Below are 13,886 nucleotides of genomic sequence, written 5' to 3'. Positions count from 1 at the left end.
CTATTTCAAAGCTGGCAAAGTTGTGAGTGAGCGTATTTAATTTTTATAGGTGTTTAGCCATGCTGAAATTTTTGGCCAAACATCTTCTGATGCATTACGCGAGCTGATGATGCGGGCATGGTTATAGTTTTCAATAAAGCCGGACTCAATGCCACATTCAATAAACTGCTTATTTGTGCTGCCGAGCTTATCAAATAGTTGACGACAGCCTGCTTGTGGCGCAATCAATCGATCTCCGTTTCCGGAAAACATTAAGCAGGGCAGCTGGATATTGGCTAATGCGTCAGTATAACTAAACCCGTCTGCTCCACGCCATTCTCCACTCAAACTCCATTGATACCATTGCATCATCACGGGGCCGAACTCGTTCTCAGGGCCAAGTTTGAGGCGCTTGCCCGGCGCAAATCCGAGTAGGGCCGTTGTAAGTTGGCACAAGCGTATGCTGCTTCTTTTCAAGGGTGTGGTTGCGGCGTGGGTTGATTGGCTGGCTAGAGTGACGATGGTGTTGAACTGGTCGATTAGCTCTGGGTTACGCGCTAGATACATTAGGATGGCCAAGCCGCCACCGCTGTGGCCGACCCAGCTGATTTTTTCAGTCGGGCATCGTTGGCTCAAAAAAGATAAAACCGCTTCGCAGTCTTCTAAGCACATCGACTCAAAGCTGGGCGGCTTTTCTGGTTGTGCGCTATGGCCGTGGCCCTGGAAGTCTAATACCCAGCTATCGAAGCCGTTCTCACTGAGGTGTTGCGCAAGGCCACGTAGAGACCGGTTATTTGAAAACGCACCGTGGGCAAGTATGACAGGCCCTTGGCTTGGGTGTTTGGCAGGGAAGTGCGTTAGGCCAAGCTGTGTGCCGGACTGGTTTTGAATAAAGTGCTGCGTGCTGCTTTCAGTCATAAAGTCATTTTTAACCGAACCCCTTCGCGTAATCCCCATCATAATACAGTACTAGTCCTGCATACTGACAGGTGCTATTTATTGCTTGGTTGTGGTTTGCATATATGGTAAAACGTATATGTTGAGTTCAGGCAACCAAGTCCACGAATTTATGACCTAACCGTCATTAGCAGGAGCACGTTTAATGAATAAGATTGCCCAATTTCTATACGCTTCCGAGCCACTGGAAATTGTCTTCGATGTTCCCGTGGACATGGCTGTTGCACGCCTGAGTTCAAAAGTGAACAGAACGTATTTTTCAAATTTCAAATCACAACGCATGGTGGGTCGTGTCTCTGAGGATGACGTTGCGATTCAACGCGTGATTCCGATGGTGCAGAACTCGTTTAAACCCGTATTTATTGGTGCTTTTGAGTCTGAAGAAAACCAAACCTCACTCAATGGCGTGTTGCGTTTTCACCGAATTGTGCAAATTTTCATGACCTTTTGGTTTCTTTTTGTGGCTCTTTTCACAATCCAGTCATTAATGCACTTTAGTATGGCCGACGGCAGCGATTGGCTGTCGGTGGTCGTTAGTTTGGCGATGCTGCTGTTCGGCATTTTGCTCGTGAAAATTGGAAAGTGGTTCTCCCGAAACGATAAAGCCTGGCTGACCAAAGCCATTACATCAGCGATTTATAAGGAAGACGAATGACAATTAAAGTAGGTATCAACGGCTTCGGTCGTATGGGGCGCTTGTCTTTACGAGCCGCATTTGATTGGGATGATGTGGAGTTTATCCAGATTAATGATCCGGCAGGCAATGCGGCCACCTTGGCGCATTTACTGACCTTTGATTCGGTACACGGGCGCTGGCATCACGAAGCCACGCACGAGGGCGAAACACTGCTGGTGAATGACCAGCGAATCGCTTGCAGCCAAAACCGTGAGATCGGCGAGACCGATTGGTCCGGTTGCGATGTGGTGATCGAAGCTTCTGGCAAAATGAAAACCAAAGCGCTATTGCAGGCTTATTTAGATCAGGGCGTAAAGCGCGTCGTGGTTACCGCTCCGGTTAAAGAAGAAGGCGTACTGAATGTGGTGATGGGCGTCAATCATCAGCTATACGATAAAGCCAGCCACCCGATTGTGACGGCGGCTTCTTGTACCACCAACTGTTTAGCGCCCGTGGTCAAAGTGATTCACGAGCAGCTCGGCATTGTGCACGGCTCAATGACGACCATTCATGACATCACCAATACCCAAACCATTCTCGATGCGCCGCATAAAGATCTACGCCGTGCGCGCGCCTGTGGCATGAGTTTAATCCCGACCACCACCGGCTCGGCGACGGCGATTACCCATATTTTCCCCGAGCTAAAAGGGCGGCTTAATGGTCATGCTATTCGCGTGCCGTTGGCTAATGCCTCTATTACCGATTGCGTATTTGAGCTAAGCCGCGAGACGACTGTTGAGGAAGTGAATGCGCTCCTTAAGCAAGCCGCCGATACCGACCTTCAAGGCATTCTCGGCTATGAAGAACGGCCTTTGGTATCCATCGATTACAAGACTGACCCACGCTCCGGCATTATCGATGCGCTATCAACCATGGTGATTAATGGCACGCAGCTCAAGCTCTATGTCTGGTACGACAATGAGTGGGGCTATGCCAATCGCACAGCAGAGCTCATGCGTTTGGTTGGGCAACAAGATAAGGTCTAATCACTGATGATTAAGCTCGCGGATTTGTCACCTCAGATCAAACAGTATCTGGTGGTGACCGGCAATTATTGGGCCTTCACTCTCACCGATGGCGCACTGCGAATGTTGGTGGTGTTGTACTTTCATGGCTTGGGTTATGCGCCGCTGCAAATTGCCATGCTATTCCTGTTTTATGAAATCTTTGGGGTTATCACTAACCTGATTGGTGGTTGGCTGGGCGCACGTCTGGGTTTAAACAAAACCATGAATATCGGTTTGTTTTTGCAGATTGTGGCACTGGCTATGCTGCTGGTACCCGCCAGTTTGCTAAGCATTCCTTGGGTGATGGCAGCACAGGCAATGTCGGGCATTGCTAAAGATCTGAATAAGATGAGTGCCAAAAGCTCGATTAAGCTCTTGGTACCGGCGGGTGCGGACGAGCAGTTGTACAAATGGGTGGCGATTTTAACTGGCTCTAAAAATGCCTTGAAAGGTGCGGGCTTTTTTCTCGGTGGCGTATTGCTGAGTGTGCTTGGTTTTCAGGGCGCAGTGTTGGCGATGGCAGTGGCATTAGCGGTCGTCTGGGTGTTTAGCTTGCTTAATTTGCGAGAGGATTTAGGCAAGGCTAAAAACAAACCAAAATTCACTGAAATATTCTCCAAAAGCAAAGCCATTAACTACCTCTCTGCGGCGCGCATGTTTTTATTTGGCTCGCGCGATGTGTGGTTTGTGGTGGCGCTGCCCGTGTATTTGGCCTCAACCTTCGGCTGGGATCATTGGTCGGTCGGTGGCTTTCTGGCGCTATGGGTGATTGGCTATGGCATTGTGCAGGCCTTTGCACCGCACTTTACCGGCAAGCGTTCGGGTAAAGTACCGGATGGCAGCGCTGCGCTGAAATGGGCAACGGGCTTGGCGATCATCCCCGCAATCATTGCACTCTCACTGACGCTGGATTGGCAAGCTGAAGCGGTTTTATTACTGGGCTTGTTGGTATTTGGCGCGGTGTTTGCGGTGAACTCCTCGCTGCACAGTTATCTGATTGTGAGCTATGCCGGAGAAGAGGGTGTGTCGCTGGATGTCGGCTTTTATTATATGGCCAATGCCATGGGGCGGCTGTTAGGTACGGTGTTGTCTGGTTGGCTGTATCAAAGCTATGGACTGGCGATGTGCTTGTGGGTGTCTACCGGTTTTATTGTGCTAACGGCGCTGATTTCGATTGGCTTGCCGAAGCATCAGCCAGTGGCTTCGGTTGGAACGGTCTCCTAAGTGGTCTAGCCTCCAATTATGGAAAAGCGCATATCCAAATAGCACAATCAAGAATCCCTCCTAAGCGAGGGATTCTGTTTATTTAGGAGAACGATAGTCGGGTGTAAATACTCGCTTTTTACTGTTTAAGTATCTAACTAAAAAGTTATTTCGAGCGGCAGTTGTTATCTAGTTGCTTCTTGCGCGGGAGAATGCCGTTAAACTTTAGCCTAGTTGCTTACCGAAGGCTTAAGCTGACAGCTTTTTCAATGCCTCGATAATATCGTCAGGCTCTGAGCGGGTTCGATAATCCACATCAACATAGCGCCAAGTAATAACCCCATCAGTCCCAATCACAAAGGTCGCCGGAATCGGTAACACACTGCCATTGCCGTTATTAATGGATTCAAGATCAAGCTGGCGATCCACTTTCATGTGATTCAACATAAACTCAGGCACTTCCCATGCCACGCCATACTCTGCAGCAACCTTTGCATTTTGATCAGACAGTACAATGAAATCCATTTCGCTAATTTCATTCTTGGAGAGTGAGCCATCAGGGACTTGCGGGCTGATCGCAACCAACTGCGCACCCAGCGCATTAATATCCGCCAAGCGCGCTTGTAAGGCTCGCAGCTGCAGGTTGCAATACGGGCACCAACTGCCGCGATAAAAAGTCACCACCAACGGGCCTTTCGCCAATAAATCCGCAGAAGAGACTAAGTTACCTTCTGCATCAGGCAGTTCAAACGCAGGCACTCGCTGGCCCACCGCCAATGCATCGCCACCTTGCTGAAAGGCTTTGGCCTCTGCAATTACTTCATCAATGCCTTTCATAAAGTCAGGATTAGCCTGTCGGCCAGCGGCAACTTTTGCTTCAGTTTGTTGTTTTAAACTTGTCATGGTTCTCTCTAATTGATCAATGGAGAGGCTCATGACTAATTTAACCATGAGCCTCGAAATTTACGCGTCGCGCAGGACACGTCTGAGCATTTTACCAACCGCTGATTTAGGCACTTCGTCAATGAAAGTCACGATTTTAGGGACTTTGTATGAGGTCAGATGATCGCGACAATGCGCAATAATATCCTCTTGAGTCACCTTGCTGCCTGCCTCTCTAACCACAAACAGCTTCACTGCTTCACCGGTTTTTTCATCGGGCACACCCAAACAAGCGCATTCTCGAACACCCTCGCATTTAGCGGCTGCTTGCTCCACTTCATTGGGGTACACATTAAAGCCGGAGACAATCACCATGTCTTTTTTGCGATCGACGATTTTAAAAGTGCCAGTCTCATCAGCAATGGCAATATCGCCGGTGCGGAAGTAACCATCGGCTGTAAATGCTTCGGCAGTCGCTTCAGGCTGCTTGTAGTAGCCACTGGTGACTTGTGGGCCTTTGGCCACTAGCTCACCACGTTCACCAACTGCGACTTCGTTATTAGCATCATCCAGCAGTTTGATGTCGGTATCTGGATATGCCTGCCCGATCTTGCCGGTAAAGGTGCGCACGCTGGCTAAGGTCCAAGTTAAAATTGGCGAGGTTTCTGACAAGCCATAACCCTGAATTAGCGGGCGTCCGGTGATGCTTTGCCATTTATCTGAGGTCGCTTCCAGTGCTGCCGTGCCGCCATTAATGCTGGCTTTAAGCTTTGAGAAATCCACATTTACAAAGTCAGGATGCGAAGTCATACCCGCATATAAGGTGTTCACACCAGTGATAACGGTAAAGCCACTGTCTTTGATATCGGCCATAAAGCCAGCCATATCGCGTGGATTGGTAATCAATATATTGTGTGAGCCACAGCCAGCAAAAGTCAGGAAGTTCACACTCAGCGCAAAGATGTGATACATCGGAATCGCCGTGACAACCACTTCTTCGGTTTCACAAGTGACATCTGCAATCCGCTCGTAGCTTTGGGCGATATTCGAGAGGATATTATGGTGGCTAAGCATTGCCCCCTTGGATGGGCCTGTTGTACCGCCGGTGTATTGTAAAAAGGCCAGATCTTCACGCGCTATTTCCACAGGTTGAAACTCAAGCTCAGCACCAGTAGCCAAGGCATCGGAGAAGCGTACAAAGTCGGTAATCGCAGGGTCTAGCTCCGGTGAAGGCAAATCGCTGCTGGTGCCATCGCTCATATTAACAACGATCACGCGCTTAACGGGGCAGTTATCTTTAATCGCAGCATAAGAAGCCGTGCTGCCACTAAACACGACTAGCGTTTCTGCGCCGGAATCATTTAGCTGATGCTCTAATTCGGAAGCGGTATATTGCGGATTGATATTAACTTGAGCCGCGCCGGACTTGAGAATACCTAAAGTCGCAATCGGGAATGCGGGCAGGTTAGGCGTCATTATCGCCACGCGATCACCTTTCGCTACACCAACGCTTTGTAAGTAGGCGGCAAAAGCTTTTCCATGTTGGGCAAGCTCAGAATAGCCCAGCTTCATCGGGCCACAGGAAAAGGCATTGAGGTTGGAATAACGCTGTGCGGCTTCTTCTAAAAACTGTCCAATCGATGTTGCGTGACGGCTGTGGTCCAATGGTGTCGACATGATTCTCTCCTCTTATGAGTTTGGTGGGCTTTGTTATTGAGGCCCTTAAAATGTGTTGCTAGCGATATTCGGGGTTAGGGTGGTCAAACCGCTCACCGTCATCCCATGCGCGGCGACTATTGCCATACGCTGGCAAGCCGCCTGCCTGTTTAAGCATATTGGCCGTGTGCATCAGGTTCCATGCTAAGAAAGTGGCGTTGCGTGCGGTGAATTCGCTATCGAAGCCGACGCGTGAGCCATCTTCTTTTTCATCGCCATACGATGGGCCGGGGCCAATCTCGCCAATCCAACCTGCGTCAGGCTGAGGCGGAATCATATACCCGATATGCGCCAATGAATAGAGCATACCCATCGCGCAATGCTTCACGCCATCCTCATTACCGGTGATGATCGCGCCAGCCGTCTTTCCATAAAACACGTACTGACCTTTCTCATTCATCTCGCCGCTGTGTGCATAAAGGCGCTCGATGACTTTGCGGCATTCCGATGACACTTCGCCCAGCCAGATCGGTGTGCCTAGCACTAGAATATCAGCGTCTTTGACCGCCTTGCCAATCGCGGGCCATGCATCGCTCTTAAAGCCATGCTCGGTCATATCGGGATAAACGCCGGGCGCAATATCGTGATCCACGCTGCGATAGGAGCTTACAGAAACCCCTGCACCGTGCATGATGTCGCGAACCACGTCCATGAGCATATCGGTGTGGCTGTCCTTGGGGGATGGGGTCAATGTGGTGTTAATAAAGACAGCGCTGAGGCCTTGGTAATCGGGTTTCGTTTCAGTATTTGACATGAGTCTCTCCGTTTCGATTAGCGATTAATTTTGTGAGTACGAAGCAGTAAAGCCAGTCCAATAGCCACCATAGCGGCTACTCCGGAACCAGTATAACTTGAGCTGAAATCTCCGGTCGCTTCTGCTGCCAGGCCCGCTACCACGGGCCCGATGGCTTGTCCGCCAGAAAAGGCCAGAGTAAGTGCAGCAAGGGCATTGGCCGCCGCTGCAGGACCGAAGTAGTCTCCCGCCGATGCGCCCATAATCACGGGAACGCTCCACGCCGCGAGACCAAACAGAATGATCGAGAACGTTAGTCCAGACTCCGAGTCGCTTAAGCCGACTAGAAAGTAGGCGATGGATAACGCCGTAAAAGCTAAGGCCAAGCCGATACGCCGACCGACCCGATCTGACACCCATCCAAACACGATGCCTGAAAAAATACTGAGGAAGCCAAACCACGCCCACAGTTCGCCGGCGGCGGCTTCGCTCAAGTGATAGGACTCGACCATACTGGTCACCACGAAAGTAACATAGACCATATAGGTGGCACCATAGGCGACAAAAATCAGTCCTAAGTGCGCTAGCAGTTTAAATTTATCTTCTTTCGGGACTTCGGTGCTTTTTAGCGATGAGGCTGGTGCGCGCCCGAAGGGAGCGAGGCCGATATCGCTTGGCTTATTGCGGATTAAGGCAACCGTCACAGCGGCAACGGCGATATTAATGACGGCAAAGATTAACCAACCGGTTTGCCAAGACAATAAGCTGAAAACGGGAGCCAGTTTTGGCACGACGAATCCTGAAAGAATAATGCCAAAGCCCGGCCCGGACATAGCGATGCCTAATGCCAGACCGCGATGTGAGGGATGAAACCATTGCGACATCACGCTCATAATGGGTAATACCACGCCGCCACTGCCAATCCCTGTGAGTAAGTAGAGCGCGCAGAGTAGGGGGAAGCTGGTGGTTAGCGTCATGCCGATCATTGAGGCGGCGATCAGGAGGAGGTTGGCGGTGGCGCTGGCACGTGTGCCAAGTCGGGGCAATACAAAAGGAACTAGTAATACCGCAATTAAGTATCCGGCCATATTGGCAAAGCCCAGCAGGCCGCCCTGAGCGTGATCCAGCCCCAGCGACGCGGACATGGATGGCAGTAACATGCCAAATGCAAAGCGCGCTAGGCCCAGCCCGCAGAATATGGCCAAGGCACCCACCGCAGCCATAATCCACGCATAGTGCAGCTTAGCTTTTGGCATCAAGCTGATCTGCCAGATCCATCAGGTCTCGCGCTACAAAATCGGGTTGTGGAACCTTATCGGTGATTAGCCGATTGTTATTCGGGCGAGTGATAAATGCCCCAGAACTACCGGCCGCTTGTGCGCCAAGCGTATCCCACAAATGACACGCAACCAGACAGATTTTATCCATTTCAACGCCTAATGCTTTAGCGGCATGTTGGTAAGTCGCTGGGTGCGGCTTGAAGGCTTGGACTGTTTCGACGCTGTACTGGCCTTCAAAAAAGTCATTAATACCTGCCTTTTCTAATAAGGTCGGCGATTGTGTCGGGGCTGAATTGGTGAGTGTTGCTAGGCGATAGCCCGCTGCCTGAAAGCGCTCCAGAGCAGGCTTAACATCGGGATGCGGCGGCAGGCTTCCCATTAGCGATTTAAACTCGGCAATATCGTCATCGCTGATTGAAATCTGGTGGTTGGCTCCCACCATTTTCAGCGTGCCGACGGCTAGGCTGCCAAACGGCTCATAGAGGCCAGAAACGGTCATGGCTTGTGAGTACAAAATCAGCTCGGCAAACCAGTTTCGCATCATCAATGGATTGTGAAAAACGCGCTCAAAGAAAGGTTCTAGAATCGTGATATCGAGTAGCGTTTCGTTGACATCGAACAGCAGTACTTCAGGTTGACTAGTCTTGTTCATTTCTATGGCCTATGTGGGTTCATAAGTTGTAATGGACTTGATTATAACTGGACTTGAACACCTGTTCAAACTATCATTGAACGCATGTTCAGAGTGATATTTTGAGGGCTTATTATGGCCAACACTGCTAAGTACGACCGTCAGGACGTGATACAAAAAGCGACTGATTTATTTTGGGAAAAGGGTTTTCACGCAACCTCAATGCGCAATCTGCAAGAGGCGATCGATATGCGCCCCGGCAGCATTTACGCCAGCTTTGGCAGCAAAGAGGGCTTGTTTAAGGAAACCTTACAGTACTACGCCAGCGCCAGTTTGGAGTTGCTCCAGTCCTTTGCAGACGCCAATGAGTCGCCACTTGAAGCACTGCGGCAGTTCTTAAGCAGCGTGGTGATTAGCCATGCCCAAGCGCCTAGCAATATGTGCATGTTGGTGAAAACCATCTCAGAGTTAACCGATGACAATGCTGAACTACTGGCCGAAGCGCAGCAGCTGCTGGGCACAGTAGAAGTGGCCTTTGCGAAACTATTTGCGCAAGCTCAAGCCAAGGGCGAGCTTGCCAGCAGTAAGGACCCTAAGCGCTTGGCTAGCTTGCTGCAGATGCAGGTAATGGGCTTGCGGGCTTATGCGCGAGCGAGTGAAAGCAGTGAAGCAGATATTAAAGCATTGACTGATGAGGCCTTTGCCTCCCTGATCTGACTTCCATTGTCGACCACGACAGGTGAGTTGTTACTGAGAAATCTAAACAAAAAGTAATTTATTTTGGTCAATTAATAGACCATTCATCTAGCATCGGCATAATGGGCATCAGCTTCAAGGGGCTACAACGAAACAAAAATAATAATAAAAATCAAAACAATAAAAAGAAATTCGTTGGTTACATCGTAAGAAATAGGGAATTCGTGAGTTACTCTCCTCTCTCACGAATTCCCATATTCTTCATCGCATACTTCGCTATATCTTCGCCGTTTCCGGCACGCTTCAAATCACAAAACTTAAGACCACTTTTGCTAGCAAAGGGCTTTGCTTTTTAACAGCTGCGATAAGCAAGGTTGTAACGTACAACCGGCTCTTCCTGTAGCTTGATGCTGGTGTTGACGCTTAACGAAGCTGGCTTTCCAGTCTTAGTGCGAACGGTGCTCGCATTTTTGGAGCGCAGAATCACATCAGCTCCGCAGGGTGACCAAATATCCAAACTGTCCTTAATCTGAAAGTCTTGGCTAAGGCTGCCATCCCAGCTAGAAGTCTGTGTTTCCCCTTTGCTGCCAGCGAAGAAATAATCACGGGTAAAAGTCGCTTTAGCACCCGCAGGCAGATTAAGGAAGCCACGGTAGTCTGCATCGACTAGCATGACACTAATCCCTTCTGGAATTTTCAAACCAAAAGCGATATCGCATTTTTTACGGGCAAAAGTCCGCTGGCCAGAGTCGCCTGCTTCAACGATGTATTCATCAAACCGTACCGACACGCTCTTCCTGTCTTCTGCAAAAACGATGGCTGCAGAGTCAGCAGGGCAGCCGTTACCGGCATAGCCTATGTTTTGTATGCTGACATCGCTGAGGTTGGGAGATGAAACCACTACCTGCGATACGGCTAATAATACCGCTACCGTGGTGAGAATGAGTGTAGTTTGCTTAAGCATGATCAGTATCCCTCCAAGCTAATAAGAAATGTCCCGCTAAATGCCCGGTGTACCCAGCGGTGACAGGAGCTTTTTTGGATCACTCTTATATTGTATTGCGTATTTTCTTGGTGGGAGGGGTCAACTATTAGGTCATTTAGTTTGTTTAATTAATAGACCGTTCATCCAGAACCAGCATAATGGGCATCAGCTTCAAGGGGCTACAACGAAACAAAAATAATAATAAAAATCAAAACAATAAAAAGAAATTCGTTGGTCACATCGCAAGAAATAGGGAATTCGTGAGTTACTCTCCTTACTCACGAATTCCCATATTCTTCACCGCTTACTTCATCAGCTAGCTATCGGTATTACTTGCTCTCCAATCAGTAACTCACTCACTGTTCTACTACCACCTGAATTATCGGTTGAATACCGTATTTTCGGCAGCTCTGCGCCTTCCTTAATACAGCAAGCGACTACAGAATGAGTACGACTAAGCGGTAATTGCCAGTCCAAATGCACAATCTCTTTGCTGGCATCTGATTCAATGGCTCGCTCCGGAATAGTTAATTCTCCCTCATAACCATGCGCTAAGGTTAGCTGCACATCTAAATGACTCAAAATGTGGCATTTATATTGGCTGATGTTGGTGGCTGGGTCAGATAACAACACAGTACTTTGGTCATCACTCACGCTAGCGCTGAGCGGGCTATGTAAACGCCAATGTAAAGTGTGTTCATCACTCAGCTCGATAGAATCCACAATAATCAGGCCATAAGCCTCCACCAATACCAGCGTCCGGTAAAAGCGTTCAAGTGGCTCTGCGTAAGACTCGCTTAAATCTAAGGTGACGATGTGACAGTTCGACTCGGTGAGACTGTTTACTACGAGGCCTACCGCGCTTTGATCATCAAGCTTTTGGCCTTGTTCACTCACTAATGGCAAGTTGTGAGCGATTGTCTGTCGCGTCCATTGGCTGTGGTGTTTGCTGCCAAAGCGATAGCCATAGCTGCCGGTGGGAACCAGTACGCCAATATTATTATCAAAAAAACTGACATTACCTTGATCACCATGGCGGTGAGAGCTATTGCCAAATGCACTGGCACGATAGTAAAGCGACAAACCCTGTTGTGTTAATTTACCCAAGCCCGCATGCGTATAGTAATGACTGAGAGCCTGTTGCTCTGCCAGTTTTTCATCACTGGGTTGTTTGTGCTCAGCGGCTGCGTTAAAGGCAATTTGTTTAACCGTAGGCACCAGATCTAACAGGTGCAACCGATAATCAGTAATTGCACGTTCCAGCGCTAGTGACTGCTGATAATCCAGCGCATCCCCAAAACGTGCGGCGTAAATTCGCAAGGGGTTTTGGGCAAAAAAGCCCGGCCATTCTTTGCCTTCCCTTCGGCACCAAAAGCCGTCACTAAAGGGGTGGATGGATTGCTCCGGGGCAATAAAATCCTGAGCAAAGCTCAGAAAGTTCTGATAAAACGGATGCTGATAAAATGAGAAGCCTGATAGGCGCTCAACGCTTAAAAAGAACGGATGAAACCATTTGCTATAGGTGGATGCGTAGAATGGGCCTTCGACCCAACTGCCATCAATGCCACCATAAAACGGTAAAATGCCACGGTAAATCGTCAGTGCTTCGGTTAGCCATTGCTCGCATTCTGCGCGGTCGTGTTCGCGGTATAGCGCAAGTCCTGCGAGGCCAAGATAAGCTGGGAGTCGTGAGGTGTGTGAGTGTCCGGGGTACTGTTTAAAGTTATCCTGAGCAAGGCGCTCCATAATTTGCCTTGCAATGCGCACTAGCATCGGCCTGATAAACAGGCCTTTTTCATTGTCGTTGAGCAACGGACTTAGCCAGTGATAGGCGATAAATAGATTACGTGCCAGCGAGCATCCAACTTCATCACCCCAAGTGCAGGGTTGCAATAGCGAGGCCGGACCTTCGGTGCTCCACTCGGCGAGTTGTAGTAGCCGGCTCATAGCCTCTTGGCCATGAGCCTCTTCACCCCAAACCCGATAGAGCAGGGCATGCACCATTAAGTCACGGTCTATCCACTCTCGGGCATTCGCGATTGCTTCTCGCTTACCTTCTTCCTGACCACGTTGATAGTGACTGGGGTAGCGAATCTCTGAAAGAGGGACGGAGAGCGAGGCAGTGTGCTTAAGCTTGGGGTATAGCTCGCTAGAATGCGCTTTGACCGATTGGATATCTTCGTCAAAGTACATCAGCCATTGTTCATGGCCATCACACTGTTCAAACAGCTCGTTTGCGGTGGGCGCCAGGTAGTTGGGCTGTGCTTCTGTGATTTGAAAATCGATCCAGTCTGAAACCTGTTCTGGCTGCTGGGCCGAGCTAGTCATTAAGCGCCATTGGTACTGCCCTATCGGCAACTCATGGGATAACTGCATGGGTGAATTGACTTGCTCCCAACGCCACAGCTGATCGCTTGAAGGGTGCTTTAGCTCCAGTGTGTAGTGCTCGTGGGCGGTAGCCTCTGGCCAATTAAAACTCGGTGGGTTTACCGCTGCAGGGTAGGCCTTACTAGGTGAGAGCTGGACTTGAAAATCGTGGGTTCTGGCTAAATTAAGCATTGTTCTGTTCCTTGTGGAACCAATGGTAGTCTCCCGTTTTCGGGTCGATGTTGCCGATGACTTTGGCAGGACTTCCGGCGGCAATTCCGTAAGCCGGAATATCGGTGGTGACCACCGAATTGGCGCAGATCAATGCACATTTGCCGATGTGGCAACCGGGTGTAATGACGACTCCCGAGGTGAGCCAAACGCCGTCTTCAATCACGACCTTGCCAGCCACTTCATCGCTTCTGCCGCTAAATTTATCTTCTGCAGGGTTGTAGCGGTGATTAGAGGCAACAATGCTGACATGAGGGCCGATTAACACATTCTCGCCAATCTCAACATCACCATTCACATAACTGTATAAACCAACGTAGGACTTTTTCCCGATGTGGTTTTCTTTAACCCGAACGATAGCGCCGGGTGCTATTCGGACATCTTCATTCGGCTGGCCGAGAATCTCAGCGCGCTTGGTGTCATCATGGTAATTGTTGCTTTGGTTGCAATAGAGTGTGAATTTCCGGAACTCCTCATCACTTAACTCACCACCATGTTGCTGCTGTACTGACATAAGTTGGCTCCATTACTAAGCTGGTAGAT

At 49.5% G+C, this 13,886-nt stretch carries 13 protein-coding genes; 4 read left to right on the top strand and 9 right to left on the bottom strand.

Translation table 11 applies throughout. The annotated features are described in order from the left end of the window. Positions 1-36: 36 nt before the first annotated feature. Positions 37-897: an alpha/beta fold hydrolase gene (locus LEUMU_RS0109740; RefSeq protein ID WP_169446400.1), complete on the bottom strand. Its 861-nt coding sequence runs from the start codon at positions 895-897 to the stop codon at positions 37-39. Between the two features lie 184 nt (positions 898-1,081). Here LEUMU_RS0109740 and LEUMU_RS25480 point away from each other — a divergent pair, with 184 nt between their 5' ends. From LEUMU_RS25480 to arsJ, 3 genes are read left to right on the top strand one after another with little or no spacing between them, the layout of a single operon-like run. Then, on the top strand, positions 1,082-1,591 hold the full coding sequence (locus LEUMU_RS25480) for a hypothetical protein (protein ID WP_022952099.1): 510 nt from the start codon (positions 1,082-1,084) through the stop codon (positions 1,589-1,591). Beyond that, positions 1,588-2,598, top strand: coding sequence for an ArsJ-associated glyceraldehyde-3-phosphate dehydrogenase (locus LEUMU_RS0109730; RefSeq protein ID WP_022952098.1), 1,011 nt, complete (start codon positions 1,588-1,590; stop codon positions 2,596-2,598). Before LEUMU_RS25480 ends, LEUMU_RS0109730 begins: the two co-directional genes overlap by 4 nt. Before the next feature lie 6 nt (positions 2,599-2,604). Continuing rightward, positions 2,605-3,843, top strand: a complete 1,239-nt coding sequence (arsJ, locus tag LEUMU_RS0109725; protein WP_022952097.1) for an organoarsenical effux MFS transporter ArsJ — start codon at positions 2,605-2,607, stop codon at positions 3,841-3,843. A gap of 228 nt (positions 3,844-4,071) precedes the next feature. On the opposite strand, the gene LEUMU_RS0109720 is transcribed toward arsJ, so the two are convergent. From LEUMU_RS0109720 to LEUMU_RS0109700, 5 genes are read right to left on the bottom strand one after another with little or no spacing between them, the layout of a single operon-like run. Beyond that, the gene (locus tag LEUMU_RS0109720) at positions 4,072-4,725 is read right to left on the bottom strand and encodes a peroxiredoxin-like family protein (protein WP_022952096.1); all 654 of its coding nucleotides are present in this window, start codon (positions 4,723-4,725) and stop codon (positions 4,072-4,074) included. Between the two features lie 60 nt (positions 4,726-4,785). Then, on the bottom strand, positions 4,786-6,381 hold the full coding sequence (locus LEUMU_RS0109715) for an AMP-binding protein (protein WP_022952095.1): 1,596 nt from the start codon (positions 6,379-6,381) through the stop codon (positions 4,786-4,788). A gap of 58 nt (positions 6,382-6,439) precedes the next feature. Next, positions 6,440-7,174 carry a flavodoxin family protein gene (locus LEUMU_RS0109710; protein WP_022952094.1) on the bottom strand — a complete coding sequence of 245 codons (735 nt, stop codon included), beginning with the start codon at positions 7,172-7,174 and terminating at the stop codon, positions 6,440-6,442. A gap of 17 nt (positions 7,175-7,191) precedes the next feature. Further along, positions 7,192-8,409 (bottom strand): YbfB/YjiJ family MFS transporter, encoded by a 1,218-nt coding sequence (locus LEUMU_RS25475; RefSeq protein ID WP_022952093.1) that lies wholly within the window; start codon positions 8,407-8,409, stop codon positions 7,192-7,194. Continuing rightward, on the bottom strand, positions 8,396-9,085 hold the full coding sequence (locus LEUMU_RS0109700; RefSeq protein ID WP_022952092.1) for a haloacid dehalogenase type II: 690 nt from the start codon (positions 9,083-9,085) through the stop codon (positions 8,396-8,398). The genes LEUMU_RS25475 and LEUMU_RS0109700 overlap by 14 nt, the downstream gene beginning before the upstream one ends. A 114-nt stretch (positions 9,086-9,199) precedes the next feature. On the opposite strand from LEUMU_RS0109700, the gene LEUMU_RS0109695 reads away from it, so the two are divergent. Next, a complete protein-coding gene (locus tag LEUMU_RS0109695; RefSeq protein WP_022952091.1) occupies positions 9,200-9,781 on the top strand; it encodes a TetR/AcrR family transcriptional regulator in 582 nt (193 codons plus the stop codon). Positions 9,782-10,112: 331 nt separating this feature from the next. Here LEUMU_RS0109695 and LEUMU_RS27915 read toward each other — a convergent pair whose 3' ends face one another. The 3 genes from LEUMU_RS27915 to LEUMU_RS0109675 form a co-directional block, all read right to left on the bottom strand. Continuing rightward, positions 10,113-10,724 carry a DUF4360 domain-containing protein gene (locus tag LEUMU_RS27915; protein WP_022952089.1) on the bottom strand — a complete coding sequence of 204 codons (612 nt, stop codon included), beginning with the start codon at positions 10,722-10,724 and terminating at the stop codon, positions 10,113-10,115. 333 nt (positions 10,725-11,057) lie between these two features. Continuing rightward, complete coding sequence (locus LEUMU_RS25465) at positions 11,058-13,304, bottom strand: heparinase II/III domain-containing protein (RefSeq protein ID WP_022952088.1); 2,247 nt, start codon at positions 13,302-13,304, stop codon at positions 11,058-11,060. Further along, complete coding sequence (locus tag LEUMU_RS0109675) at positions 13,297-13,857, bottom strand: acyltransferase (protein WP_022952087.1); 561 nt, start codon at positions 13,855-13,857, stop codon at positions 13,297-13,299. Before LEUMU_RS0109675 ends, LEUMU_RS25465 begins: the two co-directional genes overlap by 8 nt. Positions 13,858-13,886: the final 29 nt, after the last annotated feature.

The sequence above is a fragment of the Leucothrix mucor DSM 2157 genome (assembly GCF_000419525.1).
In the GTDB taxonomy this organism is placed as follows: Bacteria; Pseudomonadota; Gammaproteobacteria; order Thiotrichales; family Thiotrichaceae; genus Leucothrix; species Leucothrix mucor.
Note: the sequence above shows the minus strand (reverse complement) of the source record. Positions and strands in the feature narration are given on the sequence as shown.